The sequence below is a fragment of the Clostridium cochlearium genome, assembly GCF_900187165.1.
GTDB classification, from domain to species: domain Bacteria; phylum Bacillota; class Clostridia; order Clostridiales; family Clostridiaceae; genus Clostridium_G; species Clostridium_G cochlearium.
Window position 1 is genome coordinate 425,227 of record NZ_LT906477.1, and the last position, 19,516, is coordinate 444,742.

13 protein-coding genes, 3 tRNA genes and 3 rRNA genes are annotated in these 19,516 nt (G+C 32.4%); 14 read left to right on the forward strand and 5 right to left on the reverse strand.

The window, feature by feature from the left end:
* Window positions 1–32: 32 nt before the first annotated feature.
* The gene (locus tag CKV72_RS02045; RefSeq protein WP_095177341.1) at window positions 33–821 is read left to right on the forward strand and encodes a polysaccharide deacetylase family protein; all 789 of its coding nucleotides are present in this window, start codon (window positions 33–35) and stop codon (window positions 819–821) included.
* A gap of 88 nt (window positions 822–909) precedes the next feature.
* On the opposite strand, the gene CKV72_RS02050 is transcribed toward CKV72_RS02045, so the two are convergent.
* The 4 genes from CKV72_RS02050 to CKV72_RS02065 are packed head-to-tail and all read right to left on the reverse strand — an operon-like array spanning window position 910 to window position 6,106.
* On the reverse strand, window positions 910–2,781 hold the full coding sequence (locus tag CKV72_RS02050) for an LTA synthase family protein (protein ID WP_095177342.1): 1,872 nt from the start codon (window positions 2,779–2,781) through the stop codon (window positions 910–912).
* A gap of 15 nt (window positions 2,782–2,796) precedes the next feature.
* Complete coding sequence (locus CKV72_RS02055; RefSeq protein WP_095177343.1) at window positions 2,797–3,531, reverse strand: type 1 glutamine amidotransferase; 735 nt, start codon at window positions 3,529–3,531, stop codon at window positions 2,797–2,799.
* A gap of 18 nt (window positions 3,532–3,549) precedes the next feature.
* A complete protein-coding gene (locus CKV72_RS02060; RefSeq protein ID WP_089867297.1) occupies window positions 3,550–4,920 on the reverse strand; it encodes a Mur ligase family protein in 1,371 nt (456 codons plus the stop codon).
* A gap of 34 nt (window positions 4,921–4,954) precedes the next feature.
* Window positions 4,955–6,106, reverse strand: a complete 1,152-nt coding sequence (locus CKV72_RS02065) for a CapA family protein (RefSeq protein ID WP_095177344.1) — start codon at window positions 6,104–6,106, stop codon at window positions 4,955–4,957.
* Window positions 6,107–6,382: 276 nt separating this feature from the next.
* On the opposite strand from CKV72_RS02065, the gene CKV72_RS02070 reads away from it, so the two are divergent.
* The 12 genes from CKV72_RS02070 (at window position 6,383) to CKV72_RS02125 (ending at window position 17,629) form a co-directional block, all read left to right on the forward strand.
* Window positions 6,383–8,104 (forward strand): tetratricopeptide repeat protein, encoded by a 1,722-nt coding sequence (locus tag CKV72_RS02070; protein WP_089867292.1) that lies wholly within the window; start codon window positions 6,383–6,385, stop codon window positions 8,102–8,104.
* Window positions 8,105–8,147: 43 nt separating this feature from the next.
* Window positions 8,148–9,287, forward strand: coding sequence for a transglutaminase-like domain-containing protein (locus CKV72_RS02075; protein WP_089867289.1), 1,140 nt, complete (start codon window positions 8,148–8,150; stop codon window positions 9,285–9,287).
* A gap of 106 nt (window positions 9,288–9,393) precedes the next feature.
* Window positions 9,394–10,209 carry an undecaprenyl-diphosphate phosphatase gene (locus CKV72_RS02080; protein WP_089867286.1) on the forward strand — a complete coding sequence of 272 codons (816 nt, stop codon included), beginning with the start codon at window positions 9,394–9,396 and terminating at the stop codon, window positions 10,207–10,209.
* Window positions 10,210–10,304: 95 nt separating this feature from the next.
* Complete coding sequence (locus tag CKV72_RS02085) at window positions 10,305–10,745, forward strand: hypothetical protein (protein ID WP_089867282.1); 441 nt, start codon at window positions 10,305–10,307, stop codon at window positions 10,743–10,745.
* A gap of 21 nt (window positions 10,746–10,766) precedes the next feature.
* Window positions 10,767–11,408, forward strand: a complete 642-nt coding sequence (locus tag CKV72_RS02090; protein WP_095177345.1) for an SPOCS domain-containing protein — start codon at window positions 10,767–10,769, stop codon at window positions 11,406–11,408.
* Between the two features lie 83 nt (window positions 11,409–11,491).
* Window positions 11,492–11,983, forward strand: coding sequence for a hypothetical protein (locus CKV72_RS02095; RefSeq protein WP_242868141.1), 492 nt, complete (start codon window positions 11,492–11,494; stop codon window positions 11,981–11,983).
* A gap of 469 nt (window positions 11,984–12,452) precedes the next feature.
* Window positions 12,453–13,965 (forward strand): 16S ribosomal RNA (locus tag CKV72_RS02100).
* Between the two features lie 148 nt (window positions 13,966–14,113).
* Window positions 14,114–14,189: transfer RNA gene (locus CKV72_RS02105), tRNA-Ala, on the forward strand.
* Window positions 14,190–14,199: 10 nt separating this feature from the next.
* A tRNA-Ile gene (locus CKV72_RS02110) sits at window positions 14,200–14,276 on the forward strand.
* 222 nt (window positions 14,277–14,498) lie between these two features.
* Window positions 14,499–17,396 (forward strand): 23S ribosomal RNA (locus CKV72_RS02115).
* A gap of 31 nt (window positions 17,397–17,427) precedes the next feature.
* Window positions 17,428–17,544 (forward strand): 5S ribosomal RNA (gene rrf, locus CKV72_RS02120).
* The 16S, 23S and 5S rRNA genes sit together here with 3 tRNA genes alongside, the layout of an rRNA operon.
* Before the next feature lie 10 nt (window positions 17,545–17,554).
* Window positions 17,555–17,629, forward strand: a tRNA-Asn gene (locus tag CKV72_RS02125).
* A gap of 112 nt (window positions 17,630–17,741) precedes the next feature.
* Here CKV72_RS02125 and CKV72_RS02130 read toward each other — a convergent pair.
* Window positions 17,742–18,617: a ComEC/Rec2 family competence protein gene (locus tag CKV72_RS02130; protein ID WP_089865111.1), complete on the reverse strand. Its 876-nt coding sequence runs from the start codon at window positions 18,615–18,617 to the stop codon at window positions 17,742–17,744.
* Window positions 18,618–18,798: 181 nt separating this feature from the next.
* On the opposite strand from CKV72_RS02130, the gene CKV72_RS02135 reads away from it, so the two are divergent.
* Window positions 18,799–19,512, forward strand: a complete 714-nt coding sequence (locus CKV72_RS02135) for a lysophospholipid acyltransferase family protein (protein WP_095177346.1) — start codon at window positions 18,799–18,801, stop codon at window positions 19,510–19,512.
* The last annotated feature ends 4 nt before the right edge of the window (window positions 19,513–19,516 follow it).

Consider the following 19,516-nt stretch of genomic DNA (forward strand, 5'->3'; position numbering starts at 1 on the left):
TATAAATAACATAAAGAAAGTGGGTATATAATATGGATGATTTTAGAAGAATTAACAAAGAAAAAATAATATATATTTTATTATTAGCGGTTATAATTTCATTATTTACATCCTTTAAAGCTATGGCAAAAAATTATGACTTTCAAGGACAGGGCACAAAAAATAATGAAAAAATAGTATTCTTAACTTTTGACGATGGTCCTTCAGAAAATAATACATTAAGAATATTAAATATATTAAATAAGCATAATGTAAAAGCTAGTTTTTTTGTTGTAGGAAATAAAGTAGACTCATATCCTAATATAGTAAGAAAATTAAAAAACAGTGGTATGTGTATATTATCTCATAGTTATTCACATAATTATAAAACAATATATAAAGATGTGGATAGTTTTTTTCATGATTTAAATAAATGTAATGCAACAATAGAAAAAGTTACAGGAGAGAAAACTAAAAGCTATGTTAGATTACCTGGAGGATCAGATAATTTAGTATGTAATGGTAAAGTTTTAGCAGATATAAGAAATAAATTAATATCTAATGGTATAGATTATGTAGACTGGAATGTATGCTCAGGAGATGCAATGAGTAGAACAGTGGATGCTAGAATTTTAAAGAAAAATGTTATGAATCAGTGTAGTATGAATGATTTTGCAGTGGTTCTTATGCATGATGGATATTATAAAACAACTACTGTAGATGCACTTAATGATACTATAGAATATTTAAAAGAAAACAATTTTAAATTTAGAACCTTTGATGATTTAACAATAGAAGAAAGAGAAAAAATGATACAATTACGTGTAATAAATAGAAAGTAAAAAGTTATTGTTAAATTAAATAAGGCTGTCACACTAAGAATTTTACATATAATATATTATAGTATTACTCTTAATGTGACAGCCTTATTTATTTTTTATAATAGTTTTTAAAATAGTTACTTCTTAGCATTATATCAGATATATCTAGCCCTTGAACTAGTGTTTTCTTGTCCATTTCATTGTCATAGTTTCCAATAAAAACACCATTGCTTAAAACTACGAAGTTTTTATTTGTATTTAAAAGATTTCTCCCCATAGAAGTGTGTATATATTCTTTCTTATCCACACCCATAAGATATGCAGCAGTGGGTAAAATATCTATATGTCCTCCAATGGTTTTTATTTCTTTACCTTTTAGATCTTTTGAATATATAATCAATGGGATTTCATAGTCATTTTTAAACCACCAATCTTCTCTTGGTTGTATTTTATTAAGCTTATCTTTATAATACTTATGTACACCACAATGATCTCCATATATAACTACTACGGAATCATCTAACACTCCACTTTCATCTAATTTATCTAAAAAGTTACCAATATGCTTGTCCGTATAATGAATACTTTGCAAATAATCTCCTAATACATTCTTATCCATAGAATCAGGTAAATTCATATATCTATGTTCCTTTGGTAGATTAAAAGGCATATGGCTAGTTAAAGTAACAAAGAAGGAATAAAAAGGCTTAGGTTGATTGCTTATTTTATCCGCTAATTGTCTTAAATAACTTCCATCACTTATGCCAAGACCTATAGTTTCATCTACTTTGAACCCAGTAATATCTGTACATTTGTCAAATTCCATAGATTGCAGTGCAGGCATCCAGTTCCAATATCCACCGCCGTCAGGATGAAAAGCAGAGGTATAATAACCTAATTTTTTCATCATCATAGGAAGAGAATTGTATTTATTATCTGGAAATCTAAAAAAAGTGGCTCCATTTTTAACAGGATAGGTAGATGTATTTACCATTAAATCAGCATCAGAACTATTTCCACCAGAAACTTGTTCATATATTGATGAAAAGTAAAAACTATTTTTTAAAATTTTATTTAAAGTAGGAGTTATTTCTTCTCCGTTAACTCTTTTTCCTATTACAAATCTTTCTAGGGATTCAACTTGAATAAAAATTAAATTTTTCCCTTTAAAAATTCCGGCGTATTTATTATCAGGTAAATCTTCTTTAGCTGCTAGAAACCATTCATTTATAGTATTTTTATCTTTATTAGTAAGGGACAGTCTTTTTGAATTCTTAAAATATAAATAGCTATCATACACATGGTATCCAATAGGGGACATTTTTGAAATATTATAAAGAGGAGACCAGTATATATGAAAATACTTTTTATTAGGGCCCGCCTTTTGTAAAATATCATAGGTATAATGATAATAAGAAGGTACCAAAATACTTATAATTAAAATACATATAGATAAAGTTAGTCGCCTTTTTGGTAAAATGAAATTTTTTCTATATCTAATTAACAAATATGCAAGGATAAATATGTCTAGAAAAAATATTATATCCCAAGGTCTTATTAAAGAAATTATTGTTGAGCTTAAGTTTTCAAGGTTTCCTTTTTGAGATAAATTATATATGGATATAAAACTTTGAAATCCTCTATAATAAATTAAATCACAAAGCATAAAAAGAGAAATAGCAAAGTTCATAGTTAAAAATGCTGTTATTTGCTTTTTACCTTTAAACATATAACAGATAGATATAAAAATAGCAAATATAGATACATAAAGCAAAATATTTACAAGATATATTGGAAGTTTTGATAAGGATATTTTAGTTCCAGTAGGTGAAGCCACATATGCTAAAAAAATTAAAGATTTTAAAAATAGTGAAACTAAAGTTACTAAAAAAATAAAGTGATTTTTAATAAAATATATAAATTTATTTTTAATATTAGGTTTTAAAGTAGTATTTTCTATATTACTTTCAATACTATGCATTCTAAAATATCCTTTCTATTGTTTTTTGTCTTTTAATCTGTTTATCATAAAGTCTTTGCCTTTGAATTCTAAACCATCATCAATAGGAGATAAATCTATATCTTTATTGTATTTATTTTTTAGCGCTAATTTTATAAGTCTATCTGCTAAATCAGGATTTTTAGACAATAATGCTCCATGAAGATAAGTCCCAAAGGTATTTTTATAAATACATCCTTCAAAACCACTTTCTCCATTATTTCCAAAGCCATTAACTACTTTGCCTAAAGGTTTTAAATTTCCTATGTAGGTTTTACCAGAGTGATTTTCAAAGCCTACATAATTTTCATCAAATTCTTCGTTGTAAATTAATACATCGCCAATTAACCTATCAGAAGAGGACTCAGTATATATATCAAGTACTCCAAGACATTCTAATTTATCTCCATTAGATGTTGTATAGTAATTGCCTAAAAGTTGGTATCCTCCACATATTGCTAAAAGAACTTTTTCATTTTCTATATATTCTTTAATATCATCTTTTTTATTTTCCAATAAATCTTTAGATACTATGGCCTGTTCATAATCTTGCCCACCACCTAATAGTACGATATCATAATCTTTTGGTGAAAACTCATCATTAATAGATACATTAAAAATATTTACTTTTATATTTCTTTGTTCACATCTATATTTTAATATAAGTATATTTCCATAGTCACCATATACATTTAAAAGATCTGGGTATAAATGGCATATATTTAATTCCATATTTAACACCTCCTAAAACTACCAAAGAGTTTCTATATATTTTTTATTATGAAGAAATTTCCTAAATTCAAGCATAGCAGTGTATGTAACTAAAACGTAGAAGGTATCGCCTTTAGATGATATTATTTCTGATAAAACACCTTCGTAGTCTTGACAAATAGAAAATTCATTATAAGGTAGACCAGCTATTTTAAGTCTAATGGCCATATCATAAAGCCTACTACCAAATATTATTGTTTTGGATATGTTTAGGGAATTAAGTTTTTCAAAATTTACATCCCATATCCAAGAGACGTCTTTTCCATCTCCAGTATTATCATTTAAAATAGTTACTAAATTTATTTCCCTATTATCTAAAGCTATTGTATCTATTGCTTGATCGCATCCAGCAGGATTTTTTACTAATATTATTTTAACTTCTTTTCCTTCAATATTTAATTCTTCTTGTCTACCAAAGGAACTTTTTTGATTTTTAAAAGAAGAGGTTATTATATTTTTTTCTATACCTAATTCTCTTGCTATAGAGAATGCAGAAAGAGCATTGTAAATATTATAAGCACCAGGTTGATTTATGTAATATTGAGTTCCATTTATAACAACAGCTGATCCTTCAGATGTAAGTTCTATAACTTCATTTACAAAATAATTAAGTTCAGGTCTTTTACTATCACAGTTTTCACAATAAAAATCACCTAAATTATTATAAGTTAAGAAATTATAAGTATAAGGGTGATTGCATTTTTTACAAAGTTTTGAGTCGGTATTTATGTCTTCTCCTTTAGTATCATTAATTGCTTTTTTAAAACCATAGTAAATTTTTCGATTAGGCAAATTAATTTCTGAAAATAATGCTTCATCTCCATTTAAAACTAAAGTTGAGAAAGGAACTTTTTCTATACCCTCTAATATTTTATTTAAGGTAGTATAAACTTCCCCGTATCTATCTAACTGATCTCTAAAAATATTTGTAATAGTTATAAACTCAGGAATCACATATTCTGTTACAAGAGGCACATTTGCTTCATCAACTTCTATAACAGCATATTTTTTTTCTGGAAAAGAACTTTTATCTTTATTAAATTTATAATTCTCTACAAAACAAGTTACTATTCCTGGCAACATATTTGCACCAGAAGCATTTGTAATAACTTTTTTCCCACTATCTTTTAACACATTGTAAATCATACTGGTAGTTGTAGTTTTGCCATTAGTACCAGTAACTAATATAATTTTATAATCTTTTGCTACTACTTTTAAAATATTGTTATCTATTTTTAATGCTACTTTTCCTGGGAAATTAGTACCTCCTTTTAAAAGTTTTCTGGATAGAAATATTACAATTTTGGATATCAAAATGCTTAAATAAGATTTTATATTAATTTTAGACACTTCCTTTGTATAAATTTTGTTTTATTATACATTTTTACTTTATATTTATTTTATAAAATTTATCAGATATTTCAAAGCCAGCCTTAGGTGATAGATTTTTAATTTTATTTAAAACTCTATCTTTTTCATTTCCTTGCAGTGGAGTTGGGCAATAATCATTTATGTAATTAACAGAAGATATTCTACAAGGAATTATTTTAACATCATAGTTTTCAATTTCTTTATTTTTAAAATTATATTTTATTTGAAAAATCATAGTATCTTTGTCTTTAGGGTTAAAGTTTCCTCCAAAACAAAAGTTACCTAAACTATAACATATTATAGCATTTTTGTACTTTTCTATACTTTGAAGTACATGGGGATGGTGACCAATTATCAAATCAGCTCCCTTATCTATAGCATAGTGAGCCAAGTTTTTTTGAGTTTCTATTGGATAATATTGAGATTCTATACCCCAGTGAAAATTAACTAAAATTGCATTACATCCATTATCCTTAAGTTCTTTTATTTCATTTTCTATTTGAGTTCTAAATTGTGGATAGTCATTGTAACCTCTATAGCCTAAGAATCCCAATTTAACACCCTTAATTTCTTTTATCCACTTAAATCCTTCACCAAAGTAATTTATATTGTTTTCTTTAAGGGTATTTATTGTATCTTCAAAGCCTATTTGTTTATAGTCATATATATGATTATTCCCGATATTTACACCTTCTATATAACCAGCAGGTAATGATTTTGCATATGATTTAGGAGCTTTAAATGTAAATTGTTTATTAGCTTTATCCTTAGATTCAGTAAAATTATTTTCTAAATTTACAATAGTCAAATCATCTTTCTTAAATATGTCAGCTACATTCTTAAAAAAGTAAGAAGGATCTTTTCCATTTTTATTGTAAATATGTACAATGCTATTTTCATAAGCAAAGCTAGGATCAGTAGCTATGGTACAATCACCTGCAAAACTAAGCAGTACTTCAGACAACATGTCTTTTTTAATAGAATCATCTTTTTTGTTTTGAGTGTTATCTTTTTTTATATTACCATCATGTTGTATTTTAGATAAATTATTTTTATTATTAATTGAATAATAAATAATGTAAGAAATAGTTCCTGTTAATATAAGGATTCCCAGCAATATGAATATAAGAATGCTTTTACCAATTCCTTTTTTATTTTTAACCATATAATTCCCCCTAAAGAACTAAGTTTCATTATGTATTATAATATAATTTTTTATATATGCATATTATACATCATTAAATAAAAATTTTGTTATACAAAATTTTTATTTAATGAACACCTGATGTTTAGCTTCTCTAAACGAACTAATTTATAGAACAGCTAATCTACCTAAATTATTCATTGTTCATTAAAAAATCGTGTTGTGGTTTTTTTTATTGTAGCTTTTTAAATGGATATTTGATAATATTTATTTAATATATAATGGGAGGTGCTTAAGTTGAGCAGCTTGAAACCGGAAAATAATAGTGAAAATGGTTGTATGCAATCTAGGATAACAGACATATTTATGAATAAATGCATAACAATTTTAATTGGTCTATCTGTGATTATAGTATTACTATCTTTAGTAACTTATAGATTTTCATTAAAGAATACACAGCATATTTCCAATAGTAAAGGGGATAAATATTTAATACAGGGGGACTATGATAAGGCTTTAGAAGAATATGAGAAATCCTATAAAAAAGATGGTGCTTTAGTATGGAAATCTAAAATAGCAGGAGTATATTCCTTAAAAGATGATAAATATAAAACCATACAATATGTAGAGGAAATAAAAAATAGCGATAAAAGAGAACCTAAATCTTTAAGTTATGTAACTTATATTCAATTAATTAATGGTGATTATAAAAAGGCATTAACAGATGGAGAAGAATTTTTAAAGGAAAATCCTAAAGATAAAACACTTATAACCTCCATGTTTTCAGCCTATCTTTTTAATAAGGAATATGAAAAGGCAAAGAAGTTATTAAAATCTTATCCATTAGATGATAAATCTTCTTATGATATGGCAAAGTATTCTGATATGCTTATGAATGTTGGAGAGGAAGAAAAAGCATTAGAATATTTAAAAAAAGCTTGGCATTTAAATAAAGATGAATATAAAGTATATGATGTAATCGTCCATGAAGCAATGAATAATAGAAATAAAGTATTGGATACAATATCAAAATTATCCATAAAGGAGCCAGAGGAATTAGCTTATAGAATGTGGAGGGCTAAAGTATACTCCAGAACTTTGGAAACAGTAGAAGAAGCAGAAAAAATAATGGAAAGTTTAAAGGGAGAAGATATAGGGAAAATAGTTCCTAAGGCTATAGAGTCTTCTATATTGATGAATAAGGGAGAAAAAGATAAGGCTCAAGAAGTAATAGACAACCTATTAAAGGAAAATAAAAATGATTATAGAGCATATCATACAGCTGCTTGGTTTTACTTGTCAAAGGGAGATTTAAAGAAGGCAGAGGAATACTGTATAAAATCTATTTATGAAAATCAAAATTATGTGGATAATTATGCTCTTTTAATGCCTGAAATATTAAGGAAACAAAAAGATAATGAGAGTGATAAAAGTGCAGACACGTTCTTTTATATAGCTTTATGTAAGGAACCTTATAATGGAAATATAATGATGAATACAGCAAATTATTTTTTAGAAAAAGAAGAAAATATGGAAAAAGTATTGAAGTATTTTAAAATGGCAGAGTTAGTAAAACCATTAGATGCAGAGCTGAAATATAATATTGCGTTAACTTATATATCTGAAGATGAAAATAAAGAAGCAGAGAAAGTTTTAAGAGAATGTATTAAAATTAGTCCTGAAACTGCAAAATATAATAGGACTTTGGGAACTATATATTTTTTAAGTGGTAATAATACCGAAGCAATAAAAGAAATAAGAGAAGCTTACAAAAAAGATGAAAATGATCCATTAACTTTAAACAATGCAGGGTGTTATTATATAACTGTTAATACAGATTTAGAAAGAGGAATGTACAATTTAAGAGCAGCTAAAAATTATTCAAGTAGTAAAATGGATAAATATAATAAAAAGACTATAGATGAAAATTATGAAAAGGGTAAAAAGCTTTTAGATCAATATAAAAAAGCTAAGGGAAATGAAAAGCTAGGAATACCAGAATTTGTATTGTTCTATTAATGACTATTTGGTAAACTATTTTTAGGTTTGAGGTGAAGATCTTATGGAGAATTGTGACTTTAAAGGTATTTTAAAAAAAATTATAGTGTGTTCTTTAATTGTGGCTACGGTGAGTGTAAATTTTATTGGATGTGATAATAAAAAATCTCAAGAAGGAGTATTCACTACTAAATGGGAAAATTTTTATGAAGGAGATAATATAGTTTTCTACTATGAGTTAGAGAAGGACCCTAATTTACAAAAATTAAAAGCAAAATATGATTTAGATGAAGTAGTTAAAGATAGTGCTGATGAATTGGATAAGGCTTTAAATATAATGAATTGGATAAATCATAAAATGGAGTTTAATAAGGGTAGTATAAGTACAAAGGAGGACGCTATAAGTATACTAAAGCAAGCAGAGAATAATAGTAGCTTTTCTGATAGAGAATTTTCTATAGTATTTAGTCAGTGCGCATCATCCTTAGGTTTATATGTAAGAAAAGGAGAATTTAGAATAAAAGAAAGTCAACATAATGATAAGAATCCTTATTATAAAGTTTGTGAAGTTTGGAGTAGCAAATATGGAAAATGGGTAATGTTAGATGTAGCAGGCAATACCTATATGGAGAGTGAAGGAAAGCCACTAAGTGCAATAGAATTACTTAATAAAGGTCTTGATAATGTAAACACAAAAGGTGTTAAAAATATAGAAAAGTATGTTAAAAAGATGAAGCCTTATATGTACACATATACTATAGAAATAGATAATAATATACATGGCATACCTAAGAGCAATTCTTTTGTTACCTATGTTCCTAAAGGAATTATGCCAGAGATTTGTATAGAAGGAGGATTAATTCGTCCTACTATATTTGTAAATAGAGACGTAGTATTTAACAAACCACCCACAACTGCAAAAAAGCAATCTGAAAATAAAGACAAGATACCTACACTAATATTATCTAAAAAAACATCAGAAGATAATAAGAAAGATAATGAGATAATACTTTATGGAGCAGCTTTTAAGGACAGCGGGATGTTAAAAGGATTTTATATAAGTATAAATAATAATGAATGGATGGAAATAAATAATTATTTTACTATACCTTTAAAAGAAGGAGAAAATAATATAAGATTATCTTTGGATAAGAAAAATGTGATAAGAGAAGTAAATTTAAAATATGTGGCAGATGAAAAATAAATTAGCATTATAAATTTTACTCATATTCATACTACAATGATAAAAAAAGTAGTATAATGTATAGGGTTATTTTTAAAATTCATTTATAGAGAGTGAGAGTGATGGAATGCTTCTAATATTAAAAGCAATATTACTTGCAATAGTAGAAGGTTTAACAGAGTTTGTTCCGGTATCATCAACAGGACATTTAATACTTGTATCTGATATTATTAATTTTAAAGGAGATTATGCAAATTTATTTAATGTAGTAATACAACTAGGAGCTATTTTAGCAGTAGTCGTAATTTATTGGGACAAGTTAATTAATAGTGTAAGGGATATATTTGCACCAGATAAAAGAGGGTTACGATTTTGGATAAACTTAGCTGTAGCATGCGTTCCTGCAGCTATATTTGGTTTTTTATTAGATGATTACATAGACGAGTATTTATTTAACCCAGTAACAGTAGCTATTGGACTTGTAGTTGGTGGTATACTTATGATTGTTGTAGAAAATAAATATAGACGAAAAAGTAAAACTAAAAATTTATACGGTATAAAATTAAGACAATCTATACTTGTAGGAATGTTTCAGTGCTTAGCATTGTGGCCAGGTATGTCAAGATCAGCTTCTACTATTATGGGAGGATGGATAGCTGGACTTTCACCAGTAGTTGCAGCAGAATTTTCATTTTTCTTAGCTATACCGGTTATGGTGGGAGCATCAGGTTTAAAATTAGTAAAAAGCGGATTTATTATGACTAACATTGAGTTTATAGCGTTAATAGTAGGATTTGTAGGAGCTTTTTTGGTGTCTTTAGTAGTTATAGAAAAGTTTATAAAGTTCTTACAAAGAAAACCTATGAGAATATTTGCTATATATAGAATATTTATAGGGGTAATATTGTTAGTATTAGCTATCTTCAATGTAGTAACCATATAGTTTTAAAGAAGACTTAGGTCTTCTTTTTTTTATGCTCATTTTAACGTGCTTAATCATAGTATGTATTATGGATTAAAAACATAGGAGGTACTATTATGGGAAAGTATGACATAGTTGTAAGAGGAATCACCCCTGAGGATAAAATTCCTGAATATGTAAAAAACATTCCAAAGGCGGAAAAATGGGAATGGAATACTTTGAAAATATCCGATGGTGTATTTGACATAGATAAAATAGAGAAGATAGACATAAATATTTCAATAGAATCTATAAAAAAGGATGAGCTATATAGAGGATGTAATTTAAATATAGCAGCGTATATGGATATACAGGTTTACTATATGTCTATAGAATCAGAAAAGAAACATCACAAATTATATTATAAAATTCCTTTTTATAGAAATTTATATTATGATAATAAAAATATAAATGTGAAAACAGCATATGTAGCATTAGAAGATGTGGGTATAAAGATAGTAAATAAGAGAGAGTTTGTATTAAAGACAAAAACTTTATTAGCACCGGTAATAAAATAATTAAGGAAAGGGGTAAAAAGTATGCATATAGAAGGTATTGCTTCTCAAGATGAAATAAGCAAATATGAATTAAGCTATCCAAGAAAAGAAATATATTTAAATTTTCAATTTAAAATTCCTGAAGAATATGATGATATAGAAAAAATAGAAAAAGTTATCTTGAAATATTCTGTATTGGAAAGTAAAAGGATAAATACTCAAGGACAAGACAAAGTTTTTTTTAATGGACTTATAGATATAGAAATAATATATATATCATCTAAGGATAAAAAAAGATGTTCTAGTAATACATCTAAGTCCTTTACATCCTTTATACCAATTGACGTAGCTGAAGGAGTTGAAGGGGACGGGGCTAGTAAAAAAGAGGTAATTATTTTTGCAGAGGATGTTTTAGCTAATAAAATTAATCATAGAGAAATTAGTGTATCTTTACTTATATTAGCAGGTATTTTAGTGGAAAAAGTCAAAGAGGAAAAAAACAGGGACACACCTTTAAAAATAATGGAAGAAGAAACGGATAAAATACTTAAAAGTATAGAAAATAAAAGCAAAATAAAAGAAGAAAATATAAAAATAAATGATAGCAAATCAGAGAATATAGATATAGAACTAGAATATGATATGGAGAAGGAAAATGGATTTTTCGAAATTCGTTGGGAATAATGTAAACAAATTAGTATAAAAGTCATATACTGTAGCATAGGTATTAAAAAATACTAACTAATATTATTGGTGGTGAGATATACATGGATGATATAAATATTTATAAAGATGATATAGAAATTAGTGATTTTTCTATGGATGAAGAACTTGATTTAAGTAGATTTTGTGAAAATGATTCAATGACACAGTCAATTCATTTTAATCCTTGTGAATTGTGTAAAACTGCTAGTTTAGATCCTATAGATATTAGCAGATCAGAAACTAGGTTACTAAGGACAAGGGTTGTATTAAGAAATGTATGTTATGGTAGAGAAATAACTGTAGGTTGTATAGTTATTAATAAATATGGCAAAGTTTTAGCATTTAAAGCTGATACCTTTGTTGCAAGTAGAGATAAATACACATCTAGTTCAGATGATGGTTTAGTATATGATAAAGGATGCTGTGGACATGGAAGAAGTTGTGGAACAGTTCGTAGAACATTTGACTTTTTATTACCACAACATGATTTATGTGAATCATTAGATTTAAGGGTTAGAGTTGTAGCAAATTATACTTCTCCTTGTAGTTCATAAACTTTTTAAAAAGGACTTCTATGTTAAATCATAGGAGTTCTTTTGTTTGTATTTTCAACTAGAAATATGTAAATTTTCAAATAAACTTTATCTAGCGTATCATTAGTAAAAAAACAGCGATATAAGACGAATATTGATAATTTATAAAGATAAATTAATTTTAAGCATTATTTTAATGATAGGAATTAATATTATCTATGATACAATAACACATGTCCCACGGAGAACAAGCTGTTTATTATAAAAGCTTAGGACCTGAGGGCAACTTCGAAACTAATTTAAGAAAAAAATTAAATTAGTATTGACAAAGTAAGTTTGAAGTTGTATACTATAAAAGTCGCTTGATTGCGACAGACAAATAGGTCTTTGAAAATTAAACAGAGAAATAAGCCAGTCGATTCTTATTGAGAATCAAAAAATAGTAATGAGCAAAGTTTATCAATTATACAGTTGATAAAGATTAAACTTTTAAATTGAGAGTTTGATCCTGGCTCAGGACGAACGCTGGCGGCGTGCTTAACACATGCAAGTCGAGCGATGAAGCTTCCTTCGGGAAGTGGATTAGCGGCGGACGGGTGAGTAACACGTGGGCAACCTGCCTCAAAGAGGGGAATAGCCCTCCGAAAGGAGGATTAATACCGCATAAAGTTAGAGTTTCGCATGAAACTTTAACCAAAGGAGTAATCTGCTTTGAGATGGGCCCGCGTCCCATTAGCTAGTTGGTAAGGTAATGGCTTACCAAGGCAACGATGGGTAGCCGACCTGAGAGGGTGATCGGCCACATTGGAACTGAGACACGGTCCAGACTCCTACGGGAGGCAGCAGTGGGGAATATTGCGCAATGGGGGAAACCCTGACGCAGCAACGCCGCGTGGGTGATGAAGGTTTTCGGATCGTAAAACCCTGTTTTCTGGGACGATAATGACGGTACCAGATGAGGAAGCCACGGCTAACTACGTGCCAGCAGCCGCGGTAATACGTAGGTGGCAAGCGTTGTCCGGATTTACTGGGCGTAAAGGGTGCGTAGGCGGATGCTTAAGTGAGATGTGAAATACCTAGGCTTAACTTAGGGGCTGCATTTCAAACTGGGCATCTAGAGTACAGGAGAGGGAAACGGAATTCCTAGTGTAGCGGTGAAATGCGTAGAGATTAGGAAGAACACCAGTGGCGAAGGCGGTTTCCTGGACTGTAACTGACGCTGAGGCACGAAAGCGTGGGTAGCAAACAGGATTAGATACCCTGGTAGTCCACGCCGTAAACGATGAATACTAGGTGTAGGAGGGTCCAACCTTCTGTGCCGCAGTTAACACATTAAGTATTCCGCCTGGGGAGTACGGTCGCAAGACTAAAACTCAAAGGAATTGACGGGGGCCCGCACAAGCAGCGGAGCATGTGGTTTAATTCGAAGCAACGCGAAGAACCTTACCTGGACTTGACATCCCCTGAATTACTCGTAACTGAGGAAATCTCTTCGGAGACAGGGAGACAGGTGGTGCATGGTTGTCGTCAGCTCGTGTCGTGAGATGTTGGGTTAAGTCCCGCAACGAGCGCAACCCTTATTATTAGTTGCTACCATTAAGTTGAGCACTCTAATGAGACTGCCCGGGTGAACCGGGAGGAAGGTGGGGATGACGTCAAATCATCATGCCCCTTATGTCCAGGGCTACACACGTGCTACAATGGTGGGTACAGAGAGAAGCAATACCGCGAGGTGGAGCAAATCTCAAAAACCCATCCCAGTTCGGATTGCAGGCTGAAACTCGCCTGCATGAAGCCGGAGTTGCTAGTAATCGCAAATCAGAATGTTGCGGTGAATACGTTCCCGGGCCTTGTACACACCGCCCGTCACACCATGAGAGTTGGCAACACCCGAAGTCCGTGAGGTAACCGTAAGGAGCCAGCGGCCGAAGGTGGGGTTAATGATTGGGGTGAAGTCGTAACAAGGTAGCCGTAGGAGAACCTGCGGCTGGATCACCTCCTTTCTAAGGAGTAAAATATTGGTTTATATTCTCTGTTTAATTTTGAGAGACTTATTGTCTCTAATAATTAAATATAAATAATAAAAAATACTAAAAGCTACTATTAATTATTCAATAATTAATAGAAAGTTGTAGAGATTTTTTTATTTATGGGGGTATAGCTCAGCTGGGAGAGCACCTGCCTTGCAAGCAGGGGGTCAGGAGTTCGAATCTCCTTATCTCCACCATATAGAATGGGGGCTTATAGCTCAGCTGGTTAGAGCGCACGCCTGATAAGCGTGAGGTCGATGGTTCGAGTCCATTTAAGCCCACCATGAAGAAGAACCTCTCATAATTTGAGAAGTTCAAAATGTTCTTTGAAAATTGCACAGAGTAAACTAAGGTAAATTAAACCTTTAAATTAGTAATACTAGAAATTATTAGAAACGAGTAGTGCAAGGAAATAAGTGAAGCGAGTAGCAGAGTTTAGCGAAAGCTAAATGAGCAACGCAGCGAACTTATTGACGCAGTAATACGAAGTTAATAATAATTTATAAGATCAAGCTACAAAGGGCATATGGTGAATGCCTTGGCACCAGTAGCCGATGAAGGACGTGATAAGCTGCGATAAGCTTCGGGTAGGCGCAAATAGCCTGTGATCCGGAGATTTCCGAATGGGGAAACCTGCATACCTAACGGTATGTACCATAAACTGAATACATAGGTTTATGGGGGTATACCCGGGGAACTGAAACATCTAAGTACCCGGAGGAAGAGAAAGAAAAATCGATTTTCTTAGTAGCGGCGAGCGAAAAGGAAAGAGCCCAAACCAGAAATTTATTTCTGGGGTTGTGGATAGACCATAACGAAGACAGACTTTAATCGAAGAGAGCTGGAACGCTCTACCACAGAAGGTAATAGTCCTGTAGGTAAAAAAATTATGTCTTTTAGGTCTAATCCAGAGTACCACGAGACACGTGAAACCTTGTGGGAAGCAGGGAGGACCACCTCCCAAGGCTAAATACTAACTGGTGACCGATAGTGAAGCAGTACCGTGAGGGAAAGGTGAAAAGAACCCCGGAAGGGGAGTGAAATAGAACCTGAAACCGTATGCTTACAAACAGTGGGAGCACGTTAATGTGTGACCGCGTGCTTTTTGTAGAACGAGCCAGCGAGTTACGGTATGTAGCAAGGTTAAGCACTTAAGGTGCGTAGCCGAAGGGAAACCGAGTCTGAATAGGGCGACTAGTTGCATGCTGTAGACCCGAAACCGAGTGACCTATCCATGGGCAGGTTGAAGCGGAAGTAAAATTCCGTGGAGGACCGAACCACGTTGGTGTTGAAAAACCATGGGATGACCTGTGGATAGCGGAGAAATTCCAATCGAACTCGGAGATAGCTGGTTCTCCTCGAAATAGCTTTAGGGCTAGCGTCTGGTTATTGAGTAATGGAGGTAGAGCACTGAATGGGCTAGGGGCTGACAACAGTTACTGAACCCTATCAAACTCCGAATGCCATATACTTTTATCCAGGCAGTCAGGCTGCGAGTGATAAGATCCGTAGTCGAGAGGGAAACAACCCAGACCATCAGCTAAGGTCCCAAAGTGTAAGTTAAGTGGAAAAGGATGTGGGATTTCTAAGACAACTAGGATGTTGGCTTAGAAGCAGCCACTCATTTAAAGAGTGCGTAATAGCTCACTAGTCAAGAGATCCTGCGCCGAAGATGTCCGGGGCTCAAACTTACCACCGAAGCTATGGATTCAATAGAATGGTAGAGGAGCTTCCTGTATGGGTAGAAGTCGTATCGTAAGAAGCGGTGGACTGTACAGGAGTGAGTATGCTGGCATGAGTAGCGAGAAATAAGTGAGAATCTTATTGGTCGAAAACCTAAGGTTTCCTGAGGAAGGTTCGTCCGCTCAGGGTTAGTCGGGACCTAAGCCCAGGCCGAAAGGCGTAGGTGATGGACAATCGGTTGATATTCCGATACCGCCAACTTTCGTTTGACAGATGGGGTGACACAGAAGGATAAGGTATGCACACTATTGGATGTGTGTCTAAGCACTTAGGCGTGCTTGATTGGCAAATCCGTCAAGCTTAGCTGAGGTGTTACGGGGAGCCTATTTTGGCGAAGTACCTGATTCCACACTGTCAAGAAAAGCCTCTATGGAGAATGTTGGTGCCCGTACCGCAAACCGACACAGGTAGGTGAGGAGAGAATCCTAAGACCATCGGAAGAATTGCTGTTAAGGAACTAGGCAAATTGACCCCGTAACTTCGGGAGAAGGGGTGCCTGCTTCACGGCAGGCCGCAGTGAATAGGCCCAAGCAACTGTTTATCAAAAACACAGGTCTCTGCTAAAGCGAAAGCTGATGTATAGGGGCTGACGCCTGCCCGGTGCTGGAAGGTTAAAGGGATCTGTTAGCGTAAGCGAAGCGGTGAACTTAAGCCCCAGTGAACGGCGGCCGTAACTATAACGGTCCTAAGGTAGCGAAATTCCTTGTCGGGTAAGTTCCGACCCGCACGAATGGCGTAATGACTTGGGCACTGTCTCAACAGCAAATCCGGCGAAATTGTAGTGCAAGTGAAGATGCTTGCTACCCGCGATAGGACGGAAAGACCCCGTAGAGCTTTACTGTAGCTTAACATTGAATTTCGGTATTGTCTGTACAGGATAGGTGGGAGACTTGGAAGCAGGAGCGTCAGTTTCTGTGGAGTCACCCTTGGGATACCACCCTGATAGTACTGAAATTCTAACGGAAAGCCTTGAAACAGGTTGCCGGACATTGTTAGGTGGGCAGTTTGACTGGGGCGGTCGCCTCCTAAAAAGTAACGGAGGCGCCCAAAGGTTCCCTCAGCGCGGTCGGAAATCGCGCGTAGAGTGTAAAGGCATAAGGGAGCCTGACTGCGACACATACAGGTGGAGCAGGGACGAAAGTCGGGCTTAGTGATCCGGTGGTTCCTCGTGGGAGGGCCATCGCTCAACGGATAAAAGCTACCTCGGGGATAACAGGCTGATCTCCCCCAAGAGTCCACATCGACGGGGAGGTTTGGCACCTCGATGTCGGCTCGTCGCATCCTGGGGCTGGAGTAGGTCCCAAGGGTTGGGCTGTTCGCCCATTAAAGCGGCACGCGAGCTGGGTTCAGAACGTCGTGAGACAGTTCGGTCCCTATCCGTCGCGGGCGTAGGAAATTTGAAGGGAGCTGTCCTTAGTACGAGAGGACCGGGATGGACTGACCTCTGGTGCACCAGTTGTCACGCCAGTGGCACAGCTGGGTAGCTAAGTCAGGAAGGGATAAACGCTGAAAGCATCTAAGCGTGAAGCCCACCCTAAGATGAGATTTCCCATGACGTAAGTCAATAAGATCCCTTGAAGAACACAAGGTTGATAGGTCAGAGGTGTAAGTGCAGCAATGTATTTAGCTGACTGATACTAATAGATCGAAGGCTTGATCAAAAATATTACTCTGTGCAATTTTGAAAGAATATCTGGTGATTATAGCTAGAAGGTAACACCCGTTTCCATGCCGAACACGATGGTTAAGCTTCTAAGCGCCAATGGTACTGCAAGGGCAACCTTGTGGGAGAGTAGGACATTGCCAGGTTTAATAATGTTCCGTGGTAGCTCAACGGTGGAGCATTCGGCTGTTAACCGAAGGGTTGAAGGTTCGAATCCTTTCCACGGAGCCATTTTTAACATTAAATTGTATATTATTAAGAACATAAAAGCAGAACTTTTAAAGTTCTGCTTTTTTAATTGAAAAATATCAATAATTGTTCATTGTTCCTTATTCATTTTTCATTATTTATATACTCGTATTAAATTTTTGCCATTGGAATATATAACTATATCCCCATCTATATCTGTTCTGAAAAATTGTATATTTTCTTTTTTTAGCCTTTGTACAACTTTAATAGAAGGATGATTAAAGGGATTGTTTTTTCCACAACTTGCAATGGCTATACTAGGAGAGACTTCTTTTAAAAATGGCTCTGTAGATGAGGTATTGCTTCCATGATGGCCTAGCTTTAAAATATCAGCTCTAAGATCCAAATCTTTTGAAAGCATTTCAGATTCACTTATACTTTCGGCATCTCCTGTAAATAAAAAAGAGTTATTTTTAAACGAAATTTTCATTACTATAGAATAATTATTAAGGGAGTTATAATTAGAAGAATTAGGTGCTAATATTGTGCACTTTAAATCTTCAGAAAGATTTATTTTATCTAAAGCTTTAATGGGAGTTATTTTTAAGTCTTTATTTTTTAAGGATTTTATCATTGAATAAAAACAGGGAGTATTTTCTTTGACTTTTGGAGCATAAAAAGTTTTTATTTTAAATTTATCTATAATATAAGACATAGATCCTATGTGATCTTCGTGAGGGTGTGTAGCTACTAATAAATCAATTTCTTTTATATTTTCTTTTTTTAGATAAGAAATAACTTTATCTTTATATAATTTGGATCCAGAATCTATTAATATATTTATTTTATTTCCTTTTATTAAAGTACAATCTCCTTGGCCTACATCTATAAAATGAATTTCTACAAAATTCTTATCTAAATTATTATCAGCAGTTACTTTTAAATTTAGTTTGAAAATTAAGCCCAAAATAAATAATACTAATATTGGTATTGTTAATAATTTTAAAGTTTTACTATTGTTTTTTAACATTATAAACCACCTGTGAATATATATTATTAAGGTATTATAAACCATATAAGATATTTTATACATAATTATTATTAATTAAAAATAAATTTGGTCTTGACAGTATAAAATTTGTTTTTTATATAAAGCCTTATATGTTATAATGTAATAGATTATAACTAGACAAAGATTGGAGAAGATTAGCATGAATAATTTTTTTCTATATATTCGATTTGGGACATATATGATAAAAACAGCTTTTAAGAAAAAACAGGTTGAAAAAATTAGAAAAACTAAAGGAAACGATGAGGCTGAAAAGTTTATAAATAATTATGTTTTGAATTGGTCTGACTACATATTGAAAAATGTGAAAATAGATTTAGAAGTTCAGGGTTTAGAGAATTTACCTAAAGAAAATTGTTTATATGTTGCTAACCATCAAAGTTTATTTGATATACCAGTTTTATTAGCTGGAATAAGAAGACCTATGGGGTTTATTGCAAAGAAAGAAATTAAAAAAATTAAAATAATAAGTGATTGGATGGAAATGATAAATTGTGTATTTATAGATAGAGAAAATATAAGGGAATCTGTTAAGGCTATAAATAAGGGAATAGATAATTTGAAAAAAGGACATTCTATGGTTATTTTCCCAGAGGGGACTAGAAATAAACAAGGTGAAATTGGCGAGTTTAAACAAGGAAGCATGAAACTTGCTTTAAAATCGGGAGTGCCTGTAGTTCCAGTAGCCATTGATGGAACTTATAAGTTAAGGGAAGAAAATAAAAATAAAAAAATAAGACCTGGAAAAGTAAGGTTAATAATAAAGGAACCTATATATTTAGATAAGTTAGATAAAGAATATAAAAATAAATTGGCAAATAACATAAGAGAAATAATAAAAAATGAGTTATCATAAAACT